The sequence below is a fragment of the Streptomyces deccanensis genome (genome assembly GCF_022385335.1).
Lineage (GTDB): Bacteria > Actinomycetota > Actinomycetes > Streptomycetales > Streptomycetaceae > Streptomyces > Streptomyces deccanensis.
In genome coordinates this window covers 8,935,276-8,957,321 of record NZ_CP092431.1, presented here as the reverse complement: position 1 = coordinate 8,957,321, position 22,046 = coordinate 8,935,276, and the positions used below count along the sequence as shown (strand labels likewise).

Below are 22,046 nucleotides of genomic sequence, written 5' to 3'. Positions count from 1 at the left end.
TCAGTCGCAGCAGTCGCAGCAGCACTTGCACGGGTTGCAGCAGCCACCGCCGCAGCCGTCACCCGAACCACCGCCGGAACCGCCAGACCCACCAGACCCACCAGACCCACCGGACCCGCCGGACCCACCGGAGGATCCGCCCGAGTTGCCGCTGCCCTGGCCGCCGAACCAGCCGTCACCCCCGGAGCCGTTCTGGCCCGAGCCGCCGCCGCGGTTTCCCTCGCCGAACTGCCAGGGCTCCCCTTCGCCCGGGTCGGCGTCCTCGTCGCAGGTGCAGCAGCTGAGGCACAGCCCGCACCGGCCGCACAGCTGGCGCCAGCGGCCACAGCGCCGGCACTCCCCTTCCCGCGGCCGTCCCGACGCCGTCGCGGCGCCCTCCGGGGCCGCGCCCGCGAGCACCCCGACGCCGCAGGTCTCGCCTGTGACGGTCTCCGTGGACGGATCCGTCATGTTCCGGCGCCCCAGCCAGGGCAGCATGCGCGGGCCCCGTGCCTGGTGGCGGCGCTGGTGGTGGCGGTGCCGGGGGTCGAAGACGCGGTCGACGGCACGCTGCAGCTCGTCGCCCAGAAGCGCCTGGGCCAGCCGGCCGTCGACGAACTCGGTGTCGGACAGGGCCAGTCGGATCCCGTGGACGGCGTCGTCACAGAGACGGCGCACCTCGGCGCGGTCCGCGCCCGTCACGGCGATCGGGTTCCACGCGCCGGACGCCTCGTCGGCGTCGAGGTCCTCCACCGCGTCCAGCAGGTGCGCCAGGCGACCGAAGAGACGGCCCGCCTCCGCCAGCGGTCCGGCGTTGGCCGGGCGGTCGGCGAGCACGGCGGTGTGGGCGAAGGCCGCGGCGGTCGCCGTCTCCGTGGGCTCCGTGACCCTCAGCAGCGAGCCACCGGGCCCGGTCGTCCGCTCGATCTCCGGCTGGCGTTCGACCGCGGCGAGCATGACCTCGGTGTCGAAGCCGAGTCGTTCGCCGCCCGCGGCGCCCGCGCGGTCCCAGCCGTGAGCGACGCGGCGTGCCGCCAGCGTCACCGGGCGGCGTCCCAACAGGCCGTCGCCGTCGGCCACATGGTCACGTATCTTCGCCGCCGCCAGCACCAACGAGACCGTCGCCGCCAGCCGCGCGCCCTCGCCCTGCGCCACGTTCGCCGACCGCATCCCGCGCAGCGGGCAGGGACCGGCGTCGCGCCGCCAGTCCCCGGTGCGCTCCGACTGCGCCTCGGTCAGCACCGAGACGATCAGACCGTCGTAGTTGGTGGCCACCCGCGCGAACTGCCCGTACTCGCCGCGCAGCGCCAGGCACAGCCCGCACAGGTGCGCCATCCACTCGGTGCGCATGCCCTCGCCCAGACGATGACGGCATGGCCTGATGATCCCGAACATCGAAAGTTCTCCCCCGTAGACACAATCAAGGGGCTGTTTCGGAGTGATCCGAAACAGCCCCTTGATCCGCGACTCTTTCAAGTCGGGACGACAGGATTTGAACCTGCGACCCCTTGACCCCCAGTCAAGTGCGCTACCAAGCTGCGCCACGTCCCGGTGCGCTGTCCGCGGAGAACCGCGTGATCGCGCACTGAGAACTTTACCGTACGTCGGCCACTGCCCCGTGGCCGGTGAGCGACGAGGGACAATCGAGGCATGAGCGGGACAGCGCAGGACGGGACGGCGCCGGAGCGGGACCGGGACGAGGAGGGGCGGGCGCGGAGCGCGCGGCCCCGGGACGGGCTGGGGCGCCCGTTGCCGTACGGGGCGCCGGGGGTGGAGCGGCAGCCGGAGGGGGTGGTGCGTGACCCCGAGGAGACGGTCGTCGAGGCGCAGGCGCTGCTGGACGCGGGGAAGCCGTTCCACGCGCACGAGGTCTTCGAGGACGCCTGGAAGTCCGGTCCGGACGAGGAGCGCGCGCTGTGGCGCGGTCTCGCCCAGCTCGCGGTGGGGCTCACGCACTCGGCGCGCGGCAACGCCAAGGGCGGGGCGCGGCTGCTGCGGCGCGGGGCCGGGGCGGTGGAGGAGTGGGGCGCCGGGAGCGGGCGGCCGCGACCCTACGGGGTCGATCTGGCGGGAGTGGGAGCGTGGGCGCGTCGTTTGGCCGGCGTCGTGGAGGGGGGTGGGGAGGCGGTCGACGCGGGGGCGTGGGCGCCTCGGTTGCGGGGTGACCAGGGGGACGCCTGAAAAGCCGGGGCTGCGCCCCGTGCTTTCAGGGTCAGCGGAGGAGTAGTTGCAGGCCGCCGACGATCGTCGCCGCGATCACCAGTTGTTCGAACAGTTTCTGGTTGATGCGGTTCACCGCCCACTTGCCGAGGAACGCGCCCGGTACGACGAAGAGGGCGAGCGCGACGTCCAGCAGGAGCGAGTGCGCGTCGATGAGGCCGAGGCCCACGCTGAAGGGGACCTTGGAGACGTTGACGATGAGGAAGAAGAACGCCGAGGTGCCCAGGAAGCCGAGCTTCCGGAAGCCCGCCGAGAGCAGGTACATGGACATCACGGGGCCACCGGCGTTGGCGACCATCGTGGTGAAGCCGCCGAGGACGCCGTACGAGCGGGCCTTCGCGCGGCCGGCGCGGGTGGTGATCGCGTCGGGTTCGTCGTCCTGCTCGGCCGTGCGGCGGCGCCAGATCGTGACGGCCGCCATCAGCAGCAGGATCGCGCCGATGGAGGTGCGGACGATTCCGTCGTCGGCCCAGACCAGGAACAGCGTGCCGAGGAGGACGCCCGCGCCCACCGCCGGGAAGAGCTTCCAGAGCGTGGGCCAGTGGGCGTGCCTGCGGTAGGTGAGCACCGCGAGGACGTCGCCGACGATGAGGATCGGCAGGAGGACGCCGGTCGAGGCGCGGGCGGGCAGGACGGCCGCGAAGATCGCGAGGCTGACCGTGTTGGCACCGCTCACGGCGGTCTTGGAGAAGCCGACGAGCAGGGCGGCGAAGGCGAGGGCCGCGAACTCGGCCGTGGACAGGTGCCAGAGAGTCATCGTGTTCATGCGGGGTCCGATGCTATGCGCACCTATCGGCGGCCGACAGGACCGTCTCGCCAGTTGACCCTGCCGCCGCCGCGTCCCCTGCCCCGCCGTCGGGGTGGCGCTTTGGCCCCGGACGGCCCATGGACCAGCGTCCGGTGGGCTGGCAAGATCCCCCGGGTACCTTCACCGACGTAGTTGGAGGAGTCATGGCCGACTCGCGCGAGCACAGCTTCGCCGGTACGCGGGGCGGTGTCACCGCGAGGGAATGGCCGTGCGAGGGGGCGCGGTACGTCGTGCTCCTGGTGCACGGCTACGGGGAGCACATCGGCCGGTACGAGCATGTGGCCGACGCGCTGGTGCGGCACGGCGCGGCGGTGTTCGGCCCCGACCACATGGGGCACGGCAGGTCGGCGGGCGAACGGGTGCTGATCGAGGACTTCGAGGCCGTGGTCACCGATCTGCACGCCGTGGAGGTGCTGGCGCGGGCGGCGTACCCGGGGCTGCCGGTGGTGCTGATCGGTCACTCCATGGGCGGTCTGATCGGCGCGCGGTACGCCCAGCGGTACGGTGCCGGGCTCGCGGCGGTCGTGCTGTCCGGGCCGCTGATCGGGATCTGGGAGCCGCTGCGGGCGCTGCTCGCGCCGCCCGAGGTGCCGGAGGTGCCGCTCGATCCGAAGCTGCTCTCGCGGGACATGGCGGTCGGTGCCGCGTACGCGAAGGATCCGCTGGTGTGGCACGGCCCGTTCAAGCGGCCGACGCTGGAGGCCATCGACCGCGCCCTGGAGACGATCTCGAAGGGCGGGTCCCTCGGTCCGCTGCCGCTGCTGTGGCTGCACGGCGACGACGACCGGATCGTGCCGCTGCCGGGCAGCCGTACGGGGATCGAGGATCTGCGGGGCACCGAGTGGACCGAGCGCGTCTACCCGGGCGCCCGGCACGAGGTGTTCAACGAGACGAACCGGGACGAAGTACTCACGGACGTCAAGGAGTTCGTGGACGGCGTACTGGGTCGCTGAGCCCGCGTTTTCCGTCGTCCGCGCTGGGCACCCGGCCCCGCATGGAGTGGTTGCGGAGAGCGGCCTGCGTGGGAGAGGACCCCGAACTGTTCTTCCCCGTGGGCTCTACAGGACCGGCGCTGGACGACGTCGCCGCCGCCAAACGTGTCTGCGGCCGCTGCCCGGTGCGCCGCGAGTGCCTGATGTGGGCGCTCGGCAACGGGCAGACGGCCGGCGTGTGGGGCGGCATGGGCGAGGAGGAACGCACCGACCTGCTCCGCAGAACCGGGAGCGCCGACGCCGCTCGGCACGAGGCACTCGCCGGAACGAAGCGATGAGGAGTGACGCGTAGATGACGATGGTGAGGAGCACGCTTCCCGAGCCCGCCCGCCGGATCGCGGGCGACGCGCTGCAGGAGAGCCTGGTGGATCTGCTGGGGCTCTCGCTGATCGGTAAGCAGGCCCACTGGAACATCGTGGGACCGAGGTTCCGCTCGATCCACCTCCAGCTCGACGAGGTGGTGTCCACGACACGGTCCTACGCCGATCAGGTCGCCGAACGCGCGGCCGCCATCGGGGTCTCGCCGGACGGCCGGCCGGAGACCGTGGCGGCACGGTTCGACCTGCAGGGGCCGAAGGAGGGCTGGCTGCGGGACACCGAGGTCGTCCGGATGCTGGTCGAGGCACTGGAGGCGGCGATCGGGCGGCTGCGGGAGCGGATCGAGGCGACCGAGGAGGCCGACAAGGTCACCCAGGACCTGCTGATCTCGCTGACCTACGAGTTGGAGAAGCAGCGCTGGATGTTCGATGCCGAGAACTGGCCGCGCGAGGACTGACGGCGGCACGGCCCGCGACGTCGTTCGCACCGAGCCGGCCGGCACCGACACCCCCGACCCGCCTCGCCGATGACCGCGGACCGCCGAGGCCCCCGACCGCCGTGCGCGGTCGGGGGCCTCGGCGGTCCGGGTGTCGCACGGTTCGTCAGGCGGCGCGCTTCCCGGACGCCACGGCCGCGAGCAGCCGGTCGCGTGACTCCTCGACCAGGCGACGGGCCCGGTCGACGTCGGCGAGCAGCCTGCCGTCGCGCTTGTGGATCACGCCGTCGACGATGACCGTCTCCACGTTGGAGACGTCCGCGCCGAGCGTCACGGCGGCGGTCGCGTCGTGCACGGGCGCCATGTTGAGGGCGGTGGCGTCGAGGGCCACGACATCGGCGCGCTTGCCCGGGGTGAGGGAGCCGGTACGGTCCTCCAGGCCGGCCACGTGGGCGCCGTTGAGCGTGGCGATCTCCAACATCTGACGCGCCGTCAACATGCTGGCGGGGACGGGCAGGTTGGCCTGCCAGCAGTCGGCGTTGACGCGGGCGCGTTCGGCGCCGAAGGCGGCGCGGATCTGGGTGAACATGTCGCCGGGCACGGTGGTGACGACGTCGATGCTCAGGGACGGCCGCAGTCCGTGTTCGAGCGCCTGTGACACCGGCGGCCAGCCGTGCCCCATCTGGGTCTCCACCTGGGCGGCGATGGAGACCGTTCCGCCGCTGTCGGCCACCATCCGCCACTCGTCCTCACCGAGGTAGCAGCAGTGGACGTAGGTCGTGTCGGGGCCGAGGAGGCCCATCTGGTGCAGTCGCCTCACCATGCCGAAGCGGCCGGCGAGGCGCCCCATGGCGACGTGCACGGTGATCGGGATGCCCAGTTCGCGGGCGAGGCCCCACTCCTGCTGGACCACGTCGTCGGTGCAGAAGCCGGGGCCCCGGGTGGCCAGGGCCATGGTGAGCAGGCCCCCGTCGGAGGCGAAGTGCTCGGCACGGATCCGGCGCACGTCGTCGCCGGGTACCGCGATCGTGCTGTCGAACCAGTAGTCGGCGAGGGAGGTGTTGGCGCTGCCGTACGCGTACTGGGCCCGGATGCCGGTCTCCTTCAGCGCCTGGATCGCGGCGTCCGGGTGCTCGGGCGTGTTGTTGATGTGGGACCAGTCGACGAGGGTGGTGATGCCCGCGTTGAGGCACTCCAGGGTGCCGGCCAGGTTGCCCGCGTACACGTCCTCCGGGGTGAAGACGGGCGCGAAGGTGTCGAGGACGTCGACGAAGTAGTCGTCGAGGGTGGCGTCGGGAGCGCAACCCCGGATCGGGGCCTCCCAGGTGTGGCGGTGGGTGTCGACGAAGCCGGGGACGACGATACGGCCGGTCATGTCGAGCACCTCGGCGTCCACGTCCGCGTCGATCTCCGGCTCGACCGCCGTGATCGTGCCGTCCTCGATGAGGATGTCGCCTCGGGGCAGGTCGCCTACGGCCGGGTCCATGCTGACGACATGGCCCGAGCGCAGGAGCATCCGTGTGGTCATCGCCATTCCTCCCAGAAATGGGTTCCGCACAAGAACTGACGGAATGTCAGTATGCGACGTCCTCACGGCGACCTCACGGATGCTCCGCATGACCCGGCCGACGACGGTCCGGCCCGTCGGGAACTACGAGCGGGGCAGTGGGTCCAGGCCCAAGTGGTCGCGGAGGGTCGTGCCCTCGTAGTCCGTGCGGAAGACGCCCTGTTCCTGGAGGAGGGGGACGACCTTGTCGGCGAAGGGGTCGAGGCCGGTGGGAGTGATGTGGGGGACGAGGATGAAACCATCGGCGGCGTCGGACTGGACGTAGTCGTTGATGGTCCGCGCGACGGTCTCGGGCGAGCCGACGAAGTTCTGGCGGTTGCCGGTCTCGATGACGAGGTCGCGGATGGACCAGCCGTTGGCGGCGGCCAGCTCCCGCCACTCCCGGGCCGTGGCGAGCGGGTCGCGGTACATCCGCACCTGGGCGCGGCCCTTGGAGATGTGCGTGTCCCCGGTGTTCGGGTCGATGTCGGGGAGGGGGCCGTCGGGGTCGTAGGAGGACAGGTCCCGGTTCCAGACGAACTCCAGGTGCTTGATGGCGGTGGCGCCGCTGACCTGGAGCCGGCGTACCTCCCTGGCGAGTTCCGCGGCCTCGGCGTCGGTGTCGCCCAGGACGAAGGTGGCCGCGGGCAGGATCAACAGCTGGTCGTGACGGCGGCCGTGGCGGGCGAGGCGGTTCTTGACGTCGCTGTAGAAGGCCCGCCCCGCGTCCAGGGTCGCGTACCGGCTGAAGATGGCGTCGGCGCTCGACGCGGCGAACTCGCGGCCCTCCTCCGAGTCTCCCGCCTGGAAGATCACGGGCCTGCCCTGGGGTGAGCGCGGGACGTTGAACCGGCCCTCGATGTCGAAGTGCCGGCCGGTGTGGACGAAGGCCCCGGCCTTGGCGTCCCGCAGGAAGACGCCCGACTCCTGGTCGGCGACGATCTCGTCCCCGTCCCAGGAGTCGAAGAGTTCGGTGGCCGTGGCCAGGAACTCCTTGGCCCGGGAGTAGCGCTCCTCCTGCGGCAGGAAGCCGCCCCGGCGGAAGTTCTCGCCGGTGAAGGCGTCCCAGGAGGTGACCACGTTCCAGGCGGCGCGCCCGTCGGAGAGGTGGTCGAGGCTGGCGAACTGGCGGGCCACCTCGTAGGGCTCGTTGAAGGTGGAGTTGATGGTGCCGGTCAGTCCGAGGCGCTCGGTGACGGCGGCGAGCGCGGCGAGGACGGTGAAGGTGTCGGGGCGGCCGACGACGTCCAAGTCGTAGATCTTTCCGCCCTGTTCGCGCAGCCGCAGGCCCTCCGCGAGGAACAGGAAGTCGAACTTGGCGCGTTCGGCGGTGCGCGCGAAGTGCGCGAAGGAGCTGAAGTCGATGTGGCTGCCGGCCTCGGGGTCGCTCCAGACGGTGGTGTTGTTGACGCCGGGGAAGTGGGCGGCCAGGTGGATCTGCTTCAGGGGCTTGCTCATGGGGGTGGGTCTCCCGTCCGGCTCAGGCCGTCGCGGCGGCGTAGCGGTTGGCGGGGCGGGCCAGGCCCAGCAGGCCCCGCAGGGTGTCGGCCTCGTAGCCGCGTCGGAAGGCGGCTCGGCGTTGCAGTTCGGGTACCAGGCCTCGGGTGATCGCCGGGAGGTCGTGGCCGAGCACGGCGGGGCGCAGCCGGAAGCCGGACAGCCCGGCGCTCGCCAACTCCTGCAACAGGTCCGCCAGTTGGGCCGGGCTGCCGGTGAAGATCCGGGCGTCGCTCGTGTACGGCTCGCCCGCGAGTGTGTCGAGGCGTTCCCGGCGGGACGCCGCCTCGGCCGGGTCGTGGTCGAGGAAGACCACCAGGTCCCCGAAGAGGTGCAGCGGCTCGTCGGCGCGCCCGGCGGACGCCTGCTCCGCGCGGATCTCGGCGACGATCGCGCGCGCCTGGCCGGTGTCGTGCGGGGTGACGTAGCCGATGTCGGCCTGGCGGGCCACCAGCCGGTAGGGGACGGTGTCATGGGCGAGCGCGGTCACGACGGGCTGGCCTTGCGGCGGACGGGGGGTGATGGAGGGCCCCTTGACGCTGAAGTGGCGGCCCTCGAAGTCGATGTAGTGCAGTTTGTCGCGGTCGATGAACCGGCCGGTGGCCGTGTCCCGGATCTCGGCGTCGTCCTCCCAGCTGTCCCAGAGGCGGCGCACGACCTCGACGTGGTCGGCGGCCTCGTCGAACAGCTCGCTCACCGTCTCCCGGGCGTCCGGGCTGTCGTAGGCCTCGATGCGGGGGATCGCCCGGCGGCCGAAGTGGGCCGCCTCGTTCGGCCGGGCGGTGATCTGCACGCGGAGGCCGGCGCGGCCGGAGCTCACGTGGTCGAGGGTGGCGATCGCCTTGGAGATGTGGAAGGGCTCGGTGTGGGTGGCCACGACGGTCGGCACGAGGCCTATGTGCCGGGTGAGGGGGGCGATCCGGGCCGCGATCAGGACGGCGTCGAGGCGGCCGCGGACCTGGTCGGTGCGCTCGTCGGGGTCGAGGAAGTGCGAGGACTGCGGGCCGAGGCCGTCCTCCAGGGTCACGAAGTCGAGCAGTCCGCGCTCGGCCTCGGCGACGAGGTCGGCCCAGTACCTGGCGGTGAACACCTCACGGGGGCGGGCGGTCGGCTCGCGCCAGGAGGCGGGGTGCCATCCGGTGCCGTCGAGGGCGACCGCGAGGTGCAGTTCGGAGGTGGGCGCGGTGGAGGAGGAGGGGGTGGGCGCTGCTGGGGACACGGGTGGGTACCTTCCTAGGAAGTTCGTACGGTCCTCGCGGGAGGTGTTCCCGGGCTCCGGACCGTGCGGATGGTGGAGCTGCGGCGCAGGGTGAAGCCGAGGGACTCGTAGAGCCGGATCGCCGGGAGGTTGTCCACGGAGGCGTGCAGGAAAGGGGTGTCGCCGCGTTCGCGGATGCCGGCGGCGACGGCGCGGACCAGCCGGGTGGCGAGGCCCCGGCCGCGGTACGCGGGGTCGGTGCAGACGGCGCTGATCTCGGTCCAGCCAGGCGGGTGGATCCTTTCCCCGGCCATGGCGATCAGCCGTCCGCCGTCCCTGATGCCGAGATAGGTGCCCAGTTCGATGGTCCGCTTCAGAAAGGGGCCCGGTCGGGTGAGGGCGACGAGGTCCAGGATCTCGGGGACGTCGTCGAGCCCGAGTGGCACCGCTTCGGGGGCGGGCTCGGCCTGGACGCCGGTGTCCACCAGTTGGACGCCCTGTCCGCCACCGAGCACCTCCCAGCCGTCGGGGACCCGGTCGACCGGCTTGACCCGGACGACGGCACCCGCGCCGACGAGCGTGTGCAGGTCGGCCCAGGCGGCCGGGTCCTCGGGATCGGCGAGGGCGGCGAAGGCGTAGACGTCGGCGGGATAGCAGGCGGCGCTGCCGACCCGTTCGGCGAAGGGGGCGTGCGGGCCGTCGAGGGAGGTCCAGACGGCGTTGTCGAGGACCGACGGGTCCGGTGCGAGCGGGACTCCGCCCCCGTGGAAGTCGGTCTGGTGGGCCACGGGGGCGGAGTCCTCTCCTCAGTCAACGGGCTTGTCGTGCGGATGGGGTGACGGATGATCAGGAGTTGGTGAGCGGCAGGCCGGGCGGGTTGACCTCGGACTTCTCCACGGCTTCGTTGGAGAGGTTCCAGGCCTTCAGCCACTCGGCGTACTGGCCGTTGTCGATCAGGTGGTTGATGGCCTCGGCGAGCGGCTCGGCGAGGCCGCTGTCCTTCTTCGCGGTCGCGGCGATCAGGCCCTGGAGGGTCTCACCGGCGCCGGAGAACTGGCCCGCGATACGGGTCGCCTGGGGCGTGCCGGCGGTCTTGGCCGCGTGGTAGGCGAGGTTGGGGCTGGGGCCGAAGTAGGCGTCGATCTTGCCGCTGCTCAGCGCCAGGTAGATGCTGTTGCTCTCCTGGAAGTACTTGACGGTGAGCGGCTTCTTGCCCTCCTTCGCCAACTTGGACTTCCACTCCAGGAGGATCTTCTCCTGGTTGGTGCCGTTGCCGACGGAGACCGTCTTGCCCGCGAGGTTCTCGTAGTTCCCGTCGAAGTTCCAGGCGTTGTCCTTCTTCGTCTCGAAGGCCAGGTCGTCCTTGCGGTAGGAGGCGAACTCGTACTTCTGCTTGCGCTCCTCGGTGTCGGTGATGTTGGAGAAGCCGACGTCGACCTTGCCACTGTCGATCCCGATGAACAGGTTCTCCCAGGTCGACTGGCGTATCTCGGGTTCGAGACCGAGCACAGCGGCCACGAGTCTGGCGAGGTCGGGCTCCGAGCCGGTGACGGTCTTCTGGTCGCTGCCGATGAAGCCGAGCGGCGGACTGCCGGACGGCAGCGTGCCCGATCCGATCACCAGCTTGCCGCTCTTCTTGATCGCGGCGGGCAGCTTGGCGCTGATCGACTTCACCTCGGTGACCTTGATCTCGGTCTCCTCGGCGGCACCGTTGGCCAGTTGTCCCACGGTGACCGTGCCGGCGGCGTCGGTCCTGGTGGCGGCCTCGGTGTCGCCCCCGCAGGCGGTGAGCCCGGCGGCGAGAGTGGCGGCGGCGGTCGCCGCGGTGATACCGCGCAGCAGGCTGCGCCGGGAGAACCGGGTGTACGTGGGCATCGCTGGGTGTCCTTGTCGTGTCGAGAGAGTGGTGCGGGCGGTGTGGGGGCGTGGGGAAGCGTGGGGGCTCGTGGTCACACGGGGTCAGAGGACCCTGCTGAGGAAGTCCTTGGTCCGTTCGTGCCGCGGCTTGTCCAGGACCTCCGCGGGCGGGCCCTGTTCGACGATCCGGCCGCCGTCGATGAAGACGACCCGGTCGGCGATCTCCCGGGCGAAGCCGATCTCGTGGGTGACGATCACCAGCGTGGTGCCGCTCCTCGCCAGGTCCTTGATGACCTCCAGGACCTCGCCGACGAGTTCGGGGTCGAGGGCGGACGTCGGCTCGTCGAAGAGGATGACGCCGGGGCGCAGGGCGAGGGCGCGGGCGATGGCCACGCGCTGCTGCTGTCCGCCCGACAACTGCCGTGGATAGGCGGCCGCCTTGTCGGCCAGGCCGACCCGGTCCAGGAGTTCGCGGGCGAGTGCGTCGGCCTGGGTCCTGCCGAGCTTCCCGGTGGCCACCGGCGCCGCCGCCACGTTCTCCAGGACGGTCAGGTGCGGGAAGAGGTTGAAGTTCTGGAAGACGAAGCCGATCCGGGAGCGCTGGTTCAGGATCGCCCGCTCGCTCAGCTCCTTCAGCCGGTCGCCGTGCCTGCGTACGCCGATCAGTTCGCCGTTGACGCTGACATGGCCGATCTCGGGCTTCTCCAGGTGGTTGATGACCCGGAGCAGCGTGGACTTGCCGGAGCCGGACGGACCGAGGATCACGGTGACCTCGCCGGGCCGTACGGTCAGGTCGACACCGTTGAGCACGCGGTGGGCGCCGTACCACTTGTGCACGTCGTGCACCTCGACGGTGGCGGCGTCGGCCGGTGTTCCCGGCGTCGTGTCGAGCGTCCCGGCGGTCATACGGCGGCCTCCTTGCGGACGCGGGCCCGGAGGTCGGTGATCCCGGCCCGCAGTTTCTGGAGCGGCGTCGGCGGCAGGGTGCGGGTGGCGCCCCGGGCGTAGTACCGCTCGACGTAGAACTGGACGACGGAGACGACGCTGGTGAGGATCAGGTACCAGACGGTGGAGACCATCAACAGCGGCACGATGTCGCCGGGGTAGGTGGAGCCCATGGCCTGGGCGGTGCCGAAGAGGTCGAGCAGGGAGACGTAGAAGACCAGCGAGGTGCTCTTGATCAGGCCGATCAGCTGGTTGACGTAGTTCGGGGTGATCGAGCGCAGCGCCTGCGGGAAGACGATCCTGCGGAACTGGTAGCGCTTGGGCAGGCCGAGCGCGGACGCCGCCTCGTGCTGGCCCTGGTCGACGGAGAGGATGCCGCCCCGGACGACCTCGGCGGCGTAGGCGGCCTCGTTGAGGCTGAGGCCGATCACGGCGACGGCCATGTCGGTGGCGAGGCGCGACTCGTCGAAGGTGAAGAACGCCGGACCGAAGGGGACGCCCAGGCTGAGCGTCTGGTAGAGGGCGCTGAAGTTGTAGAGGAACAGCAGGACCACGATCAGCGGGATCGAGCGCAGGGCCCAGATGTAGACCCAGCTCACCGAGCGCAGGACCGGGCTGTCGGAAAGCCGGGCCAGGGCCAGGAGGATGCCGCCGAGGAGGCCCAACACCGCGCTGTAGGCGGTGACTTCGAGGGTGATGAGGAGCCCGTCGAGGATGGTCGGCCGCAGGAACCAGTAGGCGAAGCGGTCCCACTGGTAGAAGGGGTTGGAGATCAGGCCGTGGACGAACTGGGCCGCGAGGACCAGCACGACCGCGGTGGCGATCCAGCGGCCGGGGCGGCGCAGCGGCAGCACCCGCTGGGCGGCGAGCCGCTTCGACGGGGTGTCGTCGGCGGGCGGCGGTGCCTCGGTCAGGGACACGGCGGCGCCTGGGGGTTCACTCATCAAGGGCTCCGGAGAGTGTCGAAACCCCAGGCGACGCGGGCGACTTGACTTCGGTCGTCCGGCGAGCGGGCGACGCTCGCCGTGGGAAGCACGGCGGGCGACACTCGTCGGACGGGGGCTCACGGGCGACATTCGTCGTCCGCGGGCACCGAAGTCACACGGATGCGCACGGCACCGGGGCTGGCGGAGAGAGGGCGGACCGCTGGTGCGGTGCCTCAGGGGTTCGGGGAACCGTCAGCCTCGACGGGAGCGCGGCGCCGGGCGGGACCCGGCCGCGCGCTAACGTGCGCTACACAGTGCGCTGTTGACCCGGAGCAGATCGACGGCGCGGTCGGCGCAGAGCGGCACGCAACCGTGGCGGCGCCATGCGGCGGGCCTCGGGGTCGCGTCCATGTCCGTCACCATCGTCTTCCGGCCCTGGGGGCCTCGTGCTCATCGGGTCGCCGTAAGTAACTCAGGCCCGGCGGGGCGCTGTCAACGTCAGTCCAGCACATGGGACGCCTGTCCGTCTGCCGATACGCCCTGGTCCGGGACGTGGGAGGCCCAGTCCAGGATCTGTACGGCGGCGCCGGCCGCCTCCAGGCCCCGGCAGTGCGCGTGGTGCCGGCGGGCGATGCCGTCGAGGTCGAGGTGGGGGCCGAACGCGGGATGGGCGGCCAGGCGGCGGGCGTACGCCCACAGATGCGGGTGGTCGGCGACGCGGTGCACGGCGGAGGCGTCCAGGTGCCAGCGGTGCACGGTGTCGAGCCGCACCAGAGCCACCCACAACTCGACGTCCGCGACGGTGAGTTGGTCGCCGAGGACGTACTCCTGTCCGGCGAGCCGGGCGTCCAGGGAGCGCAGGGTGCGCAGCAGGGAGCCGAGTGCGTCGCGGCGTTCCAGGTCGTCGGCGTCGGCCCGTCCGGCGCGCTGGGCCGCGCCGTCCATGCCCTGTTCGCAGAGGCGCGCTACGCCCTCGATCTCGACCTCCGCGCCCTCCGGGTACAGCTCGGGCCGGCCGGCGCCGCCGAAGCGGCGGGCGAGGTCGCGCATGATGTCGGGGGCGTGGGTGCTGACGATGCGTCCGGACCAGTCGTCGCTGAGCACCGGTGCCACGGCCGCGCCGGGATAGCGGTGGGCGCTCGCCTCGTACAGCGGGCGCAGCGCGGAGTGCTCGCCGTTCGGGCCGTCGGGCACGGCGGGCAGGAGGTTCACGGGACAGGCGTCGGCCAGCCCGAGGAGGCTGTGGACGACGGCGATGCGCAGGGCGCCCGGACAGGAGAGCGACAGATGGAGTCGGTAGCGGCGCGGCACGGCGTAGTGGCCGCTGCGCGCGTCGCAGCCGATCCGGCCCCGGAACGAGGGCAGGGGCCGCGGCGACGGGACGGCGTGCAGGGCGTGGACGGGCATGGCGGACATGTGTCTCCCCGGGAGCTCTGGTGCGTGGTGGCGCGGTGGCGCGACGACGCGAGGGACGGTGGTGACGCGAGTACACGGACGCGCGAGCGTGTGGCGCGCCACGCCGGCGGCTCGGGTCGGCTCGGCCCGGTCGGCTTGGGTCGGCCCGGTCGGCTCGGTCAGCTCAAAGGGCTTCCGGCGCTGCAGACGCGCAGCAGATCGATGTGACGGCGGGAGGTCAGCAGAAGGGACTGCCGGCGCGTGCGCGGCACACGAGTGACCACCGGCTCCATGCGCCCCATCATTCCCTACCTGTTCACTAGGAAATACCCCACCTGGAGTGTCGAGCCGCCCACGCCCCGCGTCAAGAGGGTGTCCGGGAATTGGTCGCGCCGTCCGAGGGGTGGACATCCTGTGCTTTCCTCGGGTCTTCGCGGCGGGCGTGCGGGGCGTGCAGATCGAGCTCGTAGGCGACCCGGATCAGCGGGACATGGGTGAACGCCTGCGGGAAGTTGCCCAGTTGGCGGCGGGCGCGGGGGTCGTACTCCTCGGCGAGCAGTCCGACGTCGTTGCGCAGGTCCAGCAGCCGTTCGTACAGGGCGCGCGCCTCGTCCTCCCGGCCGATCGCCAGCAGGGCGTCCGCGAGCCAGAAGGAGCAGGCGAGGAAGGCCCCCTCACCGCCGGTGAGTCCGTCCGGGGAGTCGGCGGCGCCCGCCGAGTAGCGGGCCACCAGCCCGTCGGTGAGGAGTTCGCGCCGCACCGCCTCGATGGTGCCGATGATCCGTGGGTCGTCCGGCGGCAGGAAACCGGTCTGCGGGATCTGCAGCAGCGCGGCGTCCAGCTCCCGGGAGCCGTACGACTGGGTGAAGGTGTTGCGTTCCGGGTCGTAGGCCCGCTCACAGACCTCGCGGTGGATACGGTCACGGACCGCGCGCCATCGGTCCACCGGGCCGGGACGGGCGTGCGCCTCCGCCAGCCGGACCGCCCGGTCGAAGGCGACCCAGCACATCACCTTGGAGTGCGTGTAGTGGCGGGGGGCGCCGCGCATCTCCCACAGCCCCTGGTCGGGCTCGGACCAGGCCCGCTCCAGGTGATCGAGGAACACCGCCTGGAGCGAGACCAGGTGCTTGCGGGGCCGCAGTCCGCAGCCGATCGCCAGATGGATGGCGTCCATCACCTCCCCGGGCACGTCGAGTTGCCGCTGCCCGGCGGCCGCGTTGCCGATCCGCACCGGGCGCGATCCCTCGTAGCCCGGCAGCCAGTCGGCCTCCCACTCGGTCAGCCGCCGCTCCCCCGCGATGCCGTACATGATCTGGACGTCCTCGGGCCGTCCCGCCACCGCCCGCTCCAGCCAGCCCCGCCAGGCGTCCGCCTCGGCCTTGAAACCGCTGCGCAGCAGGGCCTCCAGCGTCATGCCCGCGTCCCGCAGCCAGCAGAACCGGTAGTCCCAGTTCCGGACGCCGCCGATCTCCTCCGGCAGGGAGGTCGTCGGGGCGGCGACGATGCCGCCGGTCGGCTGGTACGTCAGCGCCTTGAGCGTGATCAGGGAACGGGCGACGGCGTCACGGTAGGGCCCGTCGTAGGTGAGTCTGCGCAGCCAGCGGCGCCAGTACGACTCGGTGCTGCGCAGCGCCTCGAAGGCGTCCACCTGGTGCGGTGCGGACAGGTGGGAGGGGTGCCAGGTGAGGACGAAGGGGATCTGCTCGCCCGCCCGGACCGGGAACACGGCGGTGTGGGCCGTGCCGTGGGCGACCGGCCGCACGGGGCTGCGTAGCCACACCGACTCGGGCCCGGCGGTGCCCGTCAGCGCGCCGCCGCGCCGGCGCATCCAGGGCAGGACACGGCCGTAGTCGAAGCGGAGCCGCAGGTCCATCCGCATGTCGACGGTGCCCGAGAGGCCCTCGACGATGCGTACGACGCTGGGGGCGCCCGTCTTGCGGCACGGCATGAAGTCGGTGACCAGGACCTGCCCGGCGGTCGTCTCCCACTCCGTCTCCAGGATCGCCGTGTCGTCGCGGTAGCGGCGGCGGGCGTACGGGCCGTGCTCGTCGGCGGGGGCGATGCGCCAGCGGCCGTTGTCCTCGTCGCCGAGCAGGGCGGCGAAACAGGCGGGCGAGTCGAAGCGGGGCAGACAGAGCCAGTCGATGCTGCCGTCCTTGCCCACGAGGGCGGCGGTGAGCAGGTCGCCGATGAGGGCGTAGTCCTCGATGCGGCTGGGCTGTCCTGGCATGGGGTCAGTGTCGGGGGATCGGGGGTGGGCGGCATGCGGGGTGGGGCGTTCGAGTTCTGGCCGGGCGGACCCGTGCGAGGGAGGCATGCCGGGGGGCCACCTCGGTACTCGGCCGGGCGGGTGATGGCGGTCGTACGGGTTACACGGGTACTGCGGGTGAGGGGGCTCAGGGGTGGACGGCGGGGCACGACCGAGGTTCTTCACCTTCCGGACGGTCGCGGGCCACGCCACGGCAAGGGCCGCTCCCCCGCACGGCCCGAAGCTGCTGACGACCCTGTTCCGAGTACCGCGCACCACCTACCGAGCACCGAGCACCGCGCACCGCGCACCGCGCACCACGTACGGAGTCACGACGGCTCGACCACGACACCGGTGAACGCCACGGAGAGGACGCGGCCCTTGAACGCCTCCACGGAAGCCTCGGAGATCTCCCCGACCGAGCGGATCCGCACTCTCGCGGACATCCTCTCCGGCAGGATCACGGCGCAGGAGGGCGCGCGCCGCCACGACCTCCCGGTGCGGGTCGTCCGGCAGTGGTTGCGCGAGATCCCGGTGGCCGAGCGGAGGGGCACGGCTGCCCCGGCGCCCCACACGGACCGGACGGATCCACCCGATCCACCGGGCCCACCGGGCCCAGTGGATCCAGTGGACCCAGCGGACCCAGCGGACGCGGCGGACCAGGTCGGCCCGGCTTCCGGCGAGGAGTCGGCGCCGGCGCGGGCGGGCCGGCGGCCGTTGCCTCGGTGCCGGGTGGTCGTCGACGAGATGGTGCAGGGGCTCGGGCTCTGATCGCCGCCTCCTCAGCCGCTACCCTCCCGCCATGAGACTGCGGAACATCCGCCCCCTGGACATCAGTTCGGCTCATGTCATCGTCACCGGCGGGTCGAGCGGCATCGGTCTCGCCACGGCCCGGCTGCTGGCGGCGCGCGGAGCGAAGGTCTCGCTCATCGCGCGGGGCGCCGAGCGCCTGGAGGCGGCGGCGAAGGAGCTGGCGAAGGAGATATCGACCGCCGGCACACCGGACCCGGCCCGCACGCGGGCCTCGGTCGCCGCGCGGGCCGCCGACGTCGCCGACCGGTCCGCCCTCACCGGCGCCATCGCCGATCTGGAGGCCGAACAGGCGCAGCCCTGCGACATCCTGGTCACGTCGGCCGGACTCGCCCGCCCCGGCCACTTCCTCGAACTGTCCGACGACAACTTCCGGCAGATGATCGAGGTCGACTACTTCGGCACGCTCCACGCCGTACGCGCCGTCGCCCCCGGCATGGTGGAGCGCGGACGCGGCAGTGTGGTCGCCGTGTCGTCCGCCGCCGGACTGCTCGGCATCTTCGGCTACAGCGCCTACGGGCCCGCCAAGTTCGCCGTACGCGGCCTGATGGAGTCGGTGCGGGCCGAGCTGACCCCGCGTGGGGTGCATGTCGGCGTCGTGTTCCCGCCGGACGTGGACACCCCGCAGCTCGCCGAGGAGAACCGGTGGAAGCCGGAGGAGACCCGGGTCGTCGGCGGCACGATCCGACCGCTCACGGCGGAGAAGGTCGCGGCGGCGATCGTGCGGGGCATCGACCGGCGGCGTTTCACCATCTGCCCGGACACGGGCACGCGCGCGCTGGCCCGCTTCGGCAGCGTGCTCACCCCGCTGCTCAACCGTGAGTTCGACCGACGGGTGCGGGCGGTCCAGCGGTCGACGCCGAGCGCCTGAACGTCGACGGGCCCGCCGAGACGGCCGGCGTCGAGACGACGGGCGTCGACACGGCCGACGTACACGCGACACGCACCGGCACAACCGACATTCTGATGCGGCGGTTCGCCGTGGTTCAGGCCGCCGCCGCAACCCGGAAGCCGATGTTCCCGGCCGCGCTGTCGGGGGTGTTGGAGGAGCGGGCGGCGACCCGGTAGCGGTTGCAGTACGAGGCGTGGCACAGGTGGGAGCCGCCGCGCATCACCCGGGCCGGGCCGTCGGGCGGCCCCGTCGGGTCCGTGCGCGGGCCGGTGCGGTGGAAGTCGGGGCTGAACCGGTCGGCGCACCACTCCCACACATTGCCGACGGTGTTGTAGAGGCCGAACGCGTTGGGCGCGAAGGCGTCGACGGGAGCCGTCGAACGATGGCCGTCGGCCGCGGTGTTGTCGCTCGGAAAGGTGCCGCGCCAGATGTTGCAGGTGTACCGGCCCTCGGGGGCGAGGTCGTCACCCCACGGGTAGCGCCGCTGCTCCAGACCGCCGCGGGCCGCGTACTCCCACTCGGCCTCGGTGAGCAGACGGGTGCCCGACCAGGCGCAGTAGGCCTGCGCGTCGTTCCAGGAGACGTGGACCACCGGGTGGTCGGGGATCGCCTCGGCCGAGGAGCCGGGCCCCGCGGGCCGCCGCCAGTCGGCACCTCGGACGCCGCGCCACCACGGGGTGCCGGGGACGCGCGGGGAGACGGCGCGCAGTTCGTCGGTGAGGAAGCCCTCGAAGACGAACGAGAAGTCGAAGCGCTCGGACTCGGTCACGTACCCGGTGGCGTCCACGAAGGCCGCGAACCGCTCGTTGGTGACGGTCGTGGCGGCGATACGGAACGGGCTCACCTCGACCTCACGGACCGGGCCCTCCCCGTCCTCCGGGTAACCGACCTCGTCCTCGGACCCCATCAGGAAGGTCCCGCCGGGCAGCGCCAGCAACCGTTCGCGGTTCGCCGCCGCCGACCGCCGGGCTCCGACCGGCGGCACGGCGAGCGGACCGGCAACCGGCTCCCGGCCGGGGGCGCAACAGGGCTTGTCGTGGGACATCGCACTGTCCTCGGTGACGAAGGGGACGGTTCTCGACCGGTGGGGCGTGGAGTGGTGCGGCGTGAAGTCGTGCGGCGCGGTGGGAGCGTGATGCCGTCCCCTGCTGATCCTGAAGACTAGCAACGCGCTTGTATCGAACGGCTTTCGACGGCACCGCCCGGCCGGACCACAAGGGACTCGCGGTGCACGTTTGTCGTACTTGGCCTCGGCGTGAGTCCGCGCGCTCTGCCAGGGAGCGAGTCGGTGACGGGAAGCTGTGGGCATGGAGCATTCGCGTGAGTTCACCCTTCCGCCGTTCTACTGTCCCTTGCCGGCAGCGTACGGTCCTCTCGCTGAGGCGGCGGGGGCCGAGGCCGTGGATTGGATGGCGTCCCACGGGCTGTGCGACGACCCGGCGACGCTCACCCGCATCCGGGAAGCGGAGGTGCACCGGCTGATGGGCCTGATGATTCCTCAGCCGGAGAACGAGGAGGTCTTCCGGACGCTGACCTGCTTCGCCCATCTGGTGCTGCTCGCGGAGGACCTGCTCTTCGACGGCTCTCCGTCGGCTGGCGGGTTCGGGGCGATCATCGAGCAGGCGGGGAGAGTCATGCGGGTGATGGAGTCGCCCGGATACCGGGTCTCAGGGGCGGACGATCCTTACACCCTGGCCCTGGTCGACGTGATGAACCGGCTCAGGAAGGCCAGCTCACCGGGCCGGGTCGGCAGACTGACCCACGAGATGCGGCGCTGCTTCGCGGGCGCGGTTCGCGGCATCAACGCCCTGCACGGCCCCGACCCGCTGACTGAGGACCAGTACCTGTCCATCAGGCTGGACGACGTGGCGGGCCATCTCACGATCGTGCTCATCGAGATGTGCGGCACCGAGCCGCTGCCCGAGGACACGTGGCAGTCCCCGGCGGTGCTGGCGTGCCTGGAGAGCGCCGGAATGGTCGGCGCGCTCGACAACGACCTGTTCTCGTACCGCAAGGAGTCCGTCCACGACCTGAATCTGATCAATGTCCTGCAGGCGACCCGAGGGCTCTCGGTGCAGCAGGCTGTCGACGAGACGATGAAGGTGCGGGACCGGGTCATGCGGTTGTTCCTGGCTCTGCGCGAGGAGCTCCTGGTCGGCGCCCCCGCGCCCCTGCGCTATCTGCTGGAGCAGTTGGGCCAGGCCCTGCGGGGCCATGTGGAATGGGGGCTGACGGCCCCGCGTCACACGGGCGCGTCAGCGGAGAACGGGGCCGCGGAGAACGGGGCCGCGGAGAACGGGGCCGCGGTCGGGCCGGTCGGTTCGCTGTCCGGCTGCTGGGCGGATCAGCCGTCGAGCGACGACCCCGATCCGCTGCCCTGTCCGAGCGTTTCGTGGTGGTGGGGCCAGACCGGGCAGGCGTCAGGAAGGGCGCTCACCCAGCAGCAGTGAGTAGAGCTTGGACTCCACACCGCCGGAGAGGTCGATCGAGACGGCCTTCGCCTGGGTGTACTCGTCGAGAGCGTGGTCACCGCTCTCCCGGCCGATCCCGCTCTTTTTGCAGCCCCCGAGCGGGAAGTGCGGTGGGAGCGCGTACCAGTCGTTGATCCACACCACGCCGGTCTCCAGCCGCTCGGCGATGTCCAAGGCGGCCTGGTTGTCGCGGCTCCAGACACCGGCGGCCAGGCCGTACTCGGTGCCGTTGGCGATCTCCACGGCCTCCTCGGTTGTGCGGTAGCGCATGACCGCCAGGACCGGCCCGAAGACCTCCTCATGGGCGATCCGCATGTCCGGGGTGACGTCGGTGAGGATGGTGGGCTCCATCCAGTGCCCGCGCGTGAACGACGGACCGGACGGCACCCCGCCGCCATGGACGAGGCGAGCGCCCTGCTCGACGGCGGTGGACACGCAGGCCAGCGCGTGATCGCGCTTGTCGCGTGAGATCAGCGGGCCGAGATCGGTCAACGGGTCCAGCGGGTCGGCGATGCGCAGGGCCCTGACCCGTTCGACCAGCTGGTCCACGAACGTGTCGTGCAGGGATTCGGGGAGCAGCAGACGGGTCCCGGCCGCGCAGATCTGACCCGAGTAGGTCATGCACGCGAAAAGGGCACCGTCGACGGCGGTCGTCACCTCGGCGTCATCGAGGACGATGTTGGCCGACTTGCCTCCCAGCTCCAGGGTGAGGTGCCGGAAGCCGCCCGCGGCCCGGCGCAGCACGTCGTGGCCGACACGGGTGGAACCGGTGAAGCCGATCTTGCGGACGTCGGGGTGTTCGACGAGCCGTCCCCCGACCTCGGGGCCGTCCCCCGTGACGAGGTTGAGGACTCCGGGTGGCAGCCCCGCCGCCTCGAGTTCGCGTACGAGCTCCACGATGGTGAGCGGAGCCCGCTCGTCGGGTTTGATGACGACGCTGTTGCCCGCTGCCAGCGCGGGGAAGACCTTCCAGCCGGCGTGCACGAGCGGGAAGTTCCACGGCACGATCGCGGCGCAGACACCGAGCGGCTCACGCCGGACCAGCCCGGCCGCCAGCACGGGCGAGACCATGGCCGCCGGCCGTTCGAAGTCGTACCGCTCCACCAGGTCGACCTGGTAGCGGAGATGGGCCAGTGACGTTCCGATGTGCAGTGCCTCGGCAAGACGCACGGGAGCACCGTTCTCCCTGACCTGCATCTGCACCAGCTCGTGCGAGCGTCGCACCAGGCGGTCGGTCGCCTCGCGCAATACGGCCGCCCGTTCGGCGGGCGGTGTGGCACGCCAGGTCCTCTCCTCGTACACGGCCTGCGCGGCGGCGACCGCTTGGTCGACGTGTTCACGACGGCCCTTGGCGAGGGTCGCCACGATTTCCTCCGTCGCCGGGCTGCGGATCTCGTAGCGGTCCGGACTGTCGATCCACTTTCCGTCGATGTGCATCATGGCGTGCGGAACTTCCTGCACGGGCGGGCCTCCTGCCCTGTCGGTGGCGGACACGGTTCGCGATCGGG

The 22,046-nt window shown here is 71.7% G+C and carries 19 protein-coding genes and 1 tRNA gene; 6 read left to right on the top strand and 14 right to left on the bottom strand.

Going from position 1 to position 22,046, the window contains the following annotated elements; all coding sequences use genetic code 11:
• Complete coding sequence (locus L3078_RS39410) at nt 1-1,374, bottom strand: DUF5685 family protein (protein WP_275593205.1); 1,374 nt, start codon at nt 1,372-1,374, stop codon at nt 1-3.
• An 82-nt stretch (nt 1,375-1,456) separates the two neighbouring features.
• Nucleotides 1,457-1,530 (bottom strand) — tRNA-Pro (locus L3078_RS39405).
• A gap of 99 nt (nt 1,531-1,629) precedes the next feature.
• Here L3078_RS39405 and L3078_RS39400 point away from each other — a divergent pair.
• Entirely contained in the window at nt 1,630-2,160 is a 531-nt protein-coding gene (locus L3078_RS39400; protein WP_239759013.1) for a DUF309 domain-containing protein, read from the top strand.
• Nucleotides 2,161-2,191: 31 nt separating this feature from the next.
• Here the strand turns inward: L3078_RS39400 and L3078_RS39395 are convergent, their stop codons facing one another.
• Nucleotides 2,192-2,965 (bottom strand): sulfite exporter TauE/SafE family protein, encoded by a 774-nt coding sequence (locus L3078_RS39395; protein ID WP_239759012.1) that lies wholly within the window; start codon nt 2,963-2,965, stop codon nt 2,192-2,194.
• Between the two features lie 185 nt (nt 2,966-3,150).
• On the opposite strand from L3078_RS39395, the gene L3078_RS39390 reads away from it, so the two are divergent.
• The 3 genes from L3078_RS39390 to L3078_RS39380 are packed head-to-tail and all read left to right on the top strand — an operon-like array spanning nt 3,151 to nt 4,774.
• Nucleotides 3,151-3,960 carry an alpha/beta hydrolase gene (locus L3078_RS39390; RefSeq protein ID WP_239759011.1) on the top strand — a complete coding sequence of 270 codons (810 nt, stop codon included), beginning with the start codon at nt 3,151-3,153 and terminating at the stop codon, nt 3,958-3,960.
• 41 nt (nt 3,961-4,001) lie between these two features.
• On the top strand, nt 4,002-4,277 hold the full coding sequence (locus tag L3078_RS39385) for a WhiB family transcriptional regulator (RefSeq protein ID WP_239759010.1): 276 nt from the start codon (nt 4,002-4,004) through the stop codon (nt 4,275-4,277).
• Nucleotides 4,278-4,291: 14 nt separating this feature from the next.
• The gene (locus L3078_RS39380) at nt 4,292-4,774 is read left to right on the top strand and encodes a Dps family protein (RefSeq protein WP_239759009.1); all 483 of its coding nucleotides are present in this window, start codon (nt 4,292-4,294) and stop codon (nt 4,772-4,774) included.
• Between the two features lie 145 nt (nt 4,775-4,919).
• Here L3078_RS39380 and L3078_RS39375 read toward each other — a convergent pair whose 3' ends face one another.
• From L3078_RS39375 to L3078_RS39335, 9 genes are all read right to left on the bottom strand, one after another.
• Nucleotides 4,920-6,281: an amidohydrolase family protein gene (locus tag L3078_RS39375; protein ID WP_239759008.1), complete on the bottom strand. Its 1,362-nt coding sequence runs from the start codon at nt 6,279-6,281 to the stop codon at nt 4,920-4,922.
• Nucleotides 6,282-6,404: 123 nt separating this feature from the next.
• Nucleotides 6,405-7,757, bottom strand: a complete 1,353-nt coding sequence (locus L3078_RS39370) for an NtaA/DmoA family FMN-dependent monooxygenase (protein WP_239759007.1) — start codon at nt 7,755-7,757, stop codon at nt 6,405-6,407.
• 22 nt (nt 7,758-7,779) lie between these two features.
• On the bottom strand, nt 7,780-9,015 hold the full coding sequence (locus L3078_RS39365) for an LLM class flavin-dependent oxidoreductase (RefSeq protein ID WP_239759006.1): 1,236 nt from the start codon (nt 9,013-9,015) through the stop codon (nt 7,780-7,782).
• 14 nt (nt 9,016-9,029) lie between these two features.
• On the bottom strand, nt 9,030-9,782 hold the full coding sequence (locus tag L3078_RS39360) for a GNAT family N-acetyltransferase (RefSeq protein WP_239759005.1): 753 nt from the start codon (nt 9,780-9,782) through the stop codon (nt 9,030-9,032).
• 58 nt (nt 9,783-9,840) lie between these two features.
• Nucleotides 9,841-10,869: an ABC transporter substrate-binding protein gene (locus L3078_RS39355; RefSeq protein ID WP_239759004.1), complete on the bottom strand. Its 1,029-nt coding sequence runs from the start codon at nt 10,867-10,869 to the stop codon at nt 9,841-9,843.
• A gap of 84 nt (nt 10,870-10,953) precedes the next feature.
• The gene (locus tag L3078_RS39350) at nt 10,954-11,757 is read right to left on the bottom strand and encodes an amino acid ABC transporter ATP-binding protein (RefSeq protein WP_239759003.1); all 804 of its coding nucleotides are present in this window, start codon (nt 11,755-11,757) and stop codon (nt 10,954-10,956) included.
• On the bottom strand, nt 11,754-12,740 hold the full coding sequence (locus L3078_RS39345) for an amino acid ABC transporter permease (RefSeq protein ID WP_239759002.1): 987 nt from the start codon (nt 12,738-12,740) through the stop codon (nt 11,754-11,756). The genes L3078_RS39350 and L3078_RS39345 overlap by 4 nt, the downstream gene beginning before the upstream one ends.
• Before the next feature lie 480 nt (nt 12,741-13,220).
• Nucleotides 13,221-14,138 carry a glutathione S-transferase C-terminal domain-containing protein gene (locus L3078_RS39340; RefSeq protein ID WP_239759001.1) on the bottom strand — a complete coding sequence of 306 codons (918 nt, stop codon included), beginning with the start codon at nt 14,136-14,138 and terminating at the stop codon, nt 13,221-13,223.
• Nucleotides 14,139-14,481: 343 nt separating this feature from the next.
• A complete protein-coding gene (locus tag L3078_RS39335) occupies nt 14,482-16,347 on the bottom strand; it encodes a glycoside hydrolase family 15 protein (protein WP_239759000.1) in 1,866 nt (621 codons plus the stop codon).
• Between the two features lie 820 nt (nt 16,348-17,167).
• On the opposite strand from L3078_RS39335, the gene L3078_RS39330 reads away from it, so the two are divergent.
• Complete coding sequence (locus L3078_RS39330; protein ID WP_239758999.1) at nt 17,168-18,046, top strand: SDR family oxidoreductase; 879 nt, start codon at nt 17,168-17,170, stop codon at nt 18,044-18,046.
• Nucleotides 18,047-18,161: 115 nt separating this feature from the next.
• Here L3078_RS39330 and L3078_RS39325 read toward each other — a convergent pair whose 3' ends face one another.
• Nucleotides 18,162-19,112 (bottom strand): formylglycine-generating enzyme family protein, encoded by a 951-nt coding sequence (locus L3078_RS39325; protein WP_239758998.1) that lies wholly within the window; start codon nt 19,110-19,112, stop codon nt 18,162-18,164.
• A gap of 364 nt (nt 19,113-19,476) precedes the next feature.
• On the opposite strand from L3078_RS39325, the gene L3078_RS39320 reads away from it, so the two are divergent.
• Nucleotides 19,477-20,517: a terpene synthase family protein gene (locus L3078_RS39320; RefSeq protein ID WP_239758997.1), complete on the top strand. Its 1,041-nt coding sequence runs from the start codon at nt 19,477-19,479 to the stop codon at nt 20,515-20,517.
• On the opposite strand, the gene L3078_RS39315 is transcribed toward L3078_RS39320, so the two are convergent.
• The gene (locus tag L3078_RS39315) at nt 20,488-21,999 is read right to left on the bottom strand and encodes an aldehyde dehydrogenase family protein (protein WP_239758996.1); all 1,512 of its coding nucleotides are present in this window, start codon (nt 21,997-21,999) and stop codon (nt 20,488-20,490) included. The genes L3078_RS39320 and L3078_RS39315 overlap by 30 nt on opposite strands.
• Nucleotides 22,000-22,046: the final 47 nt, after the last annotated feature.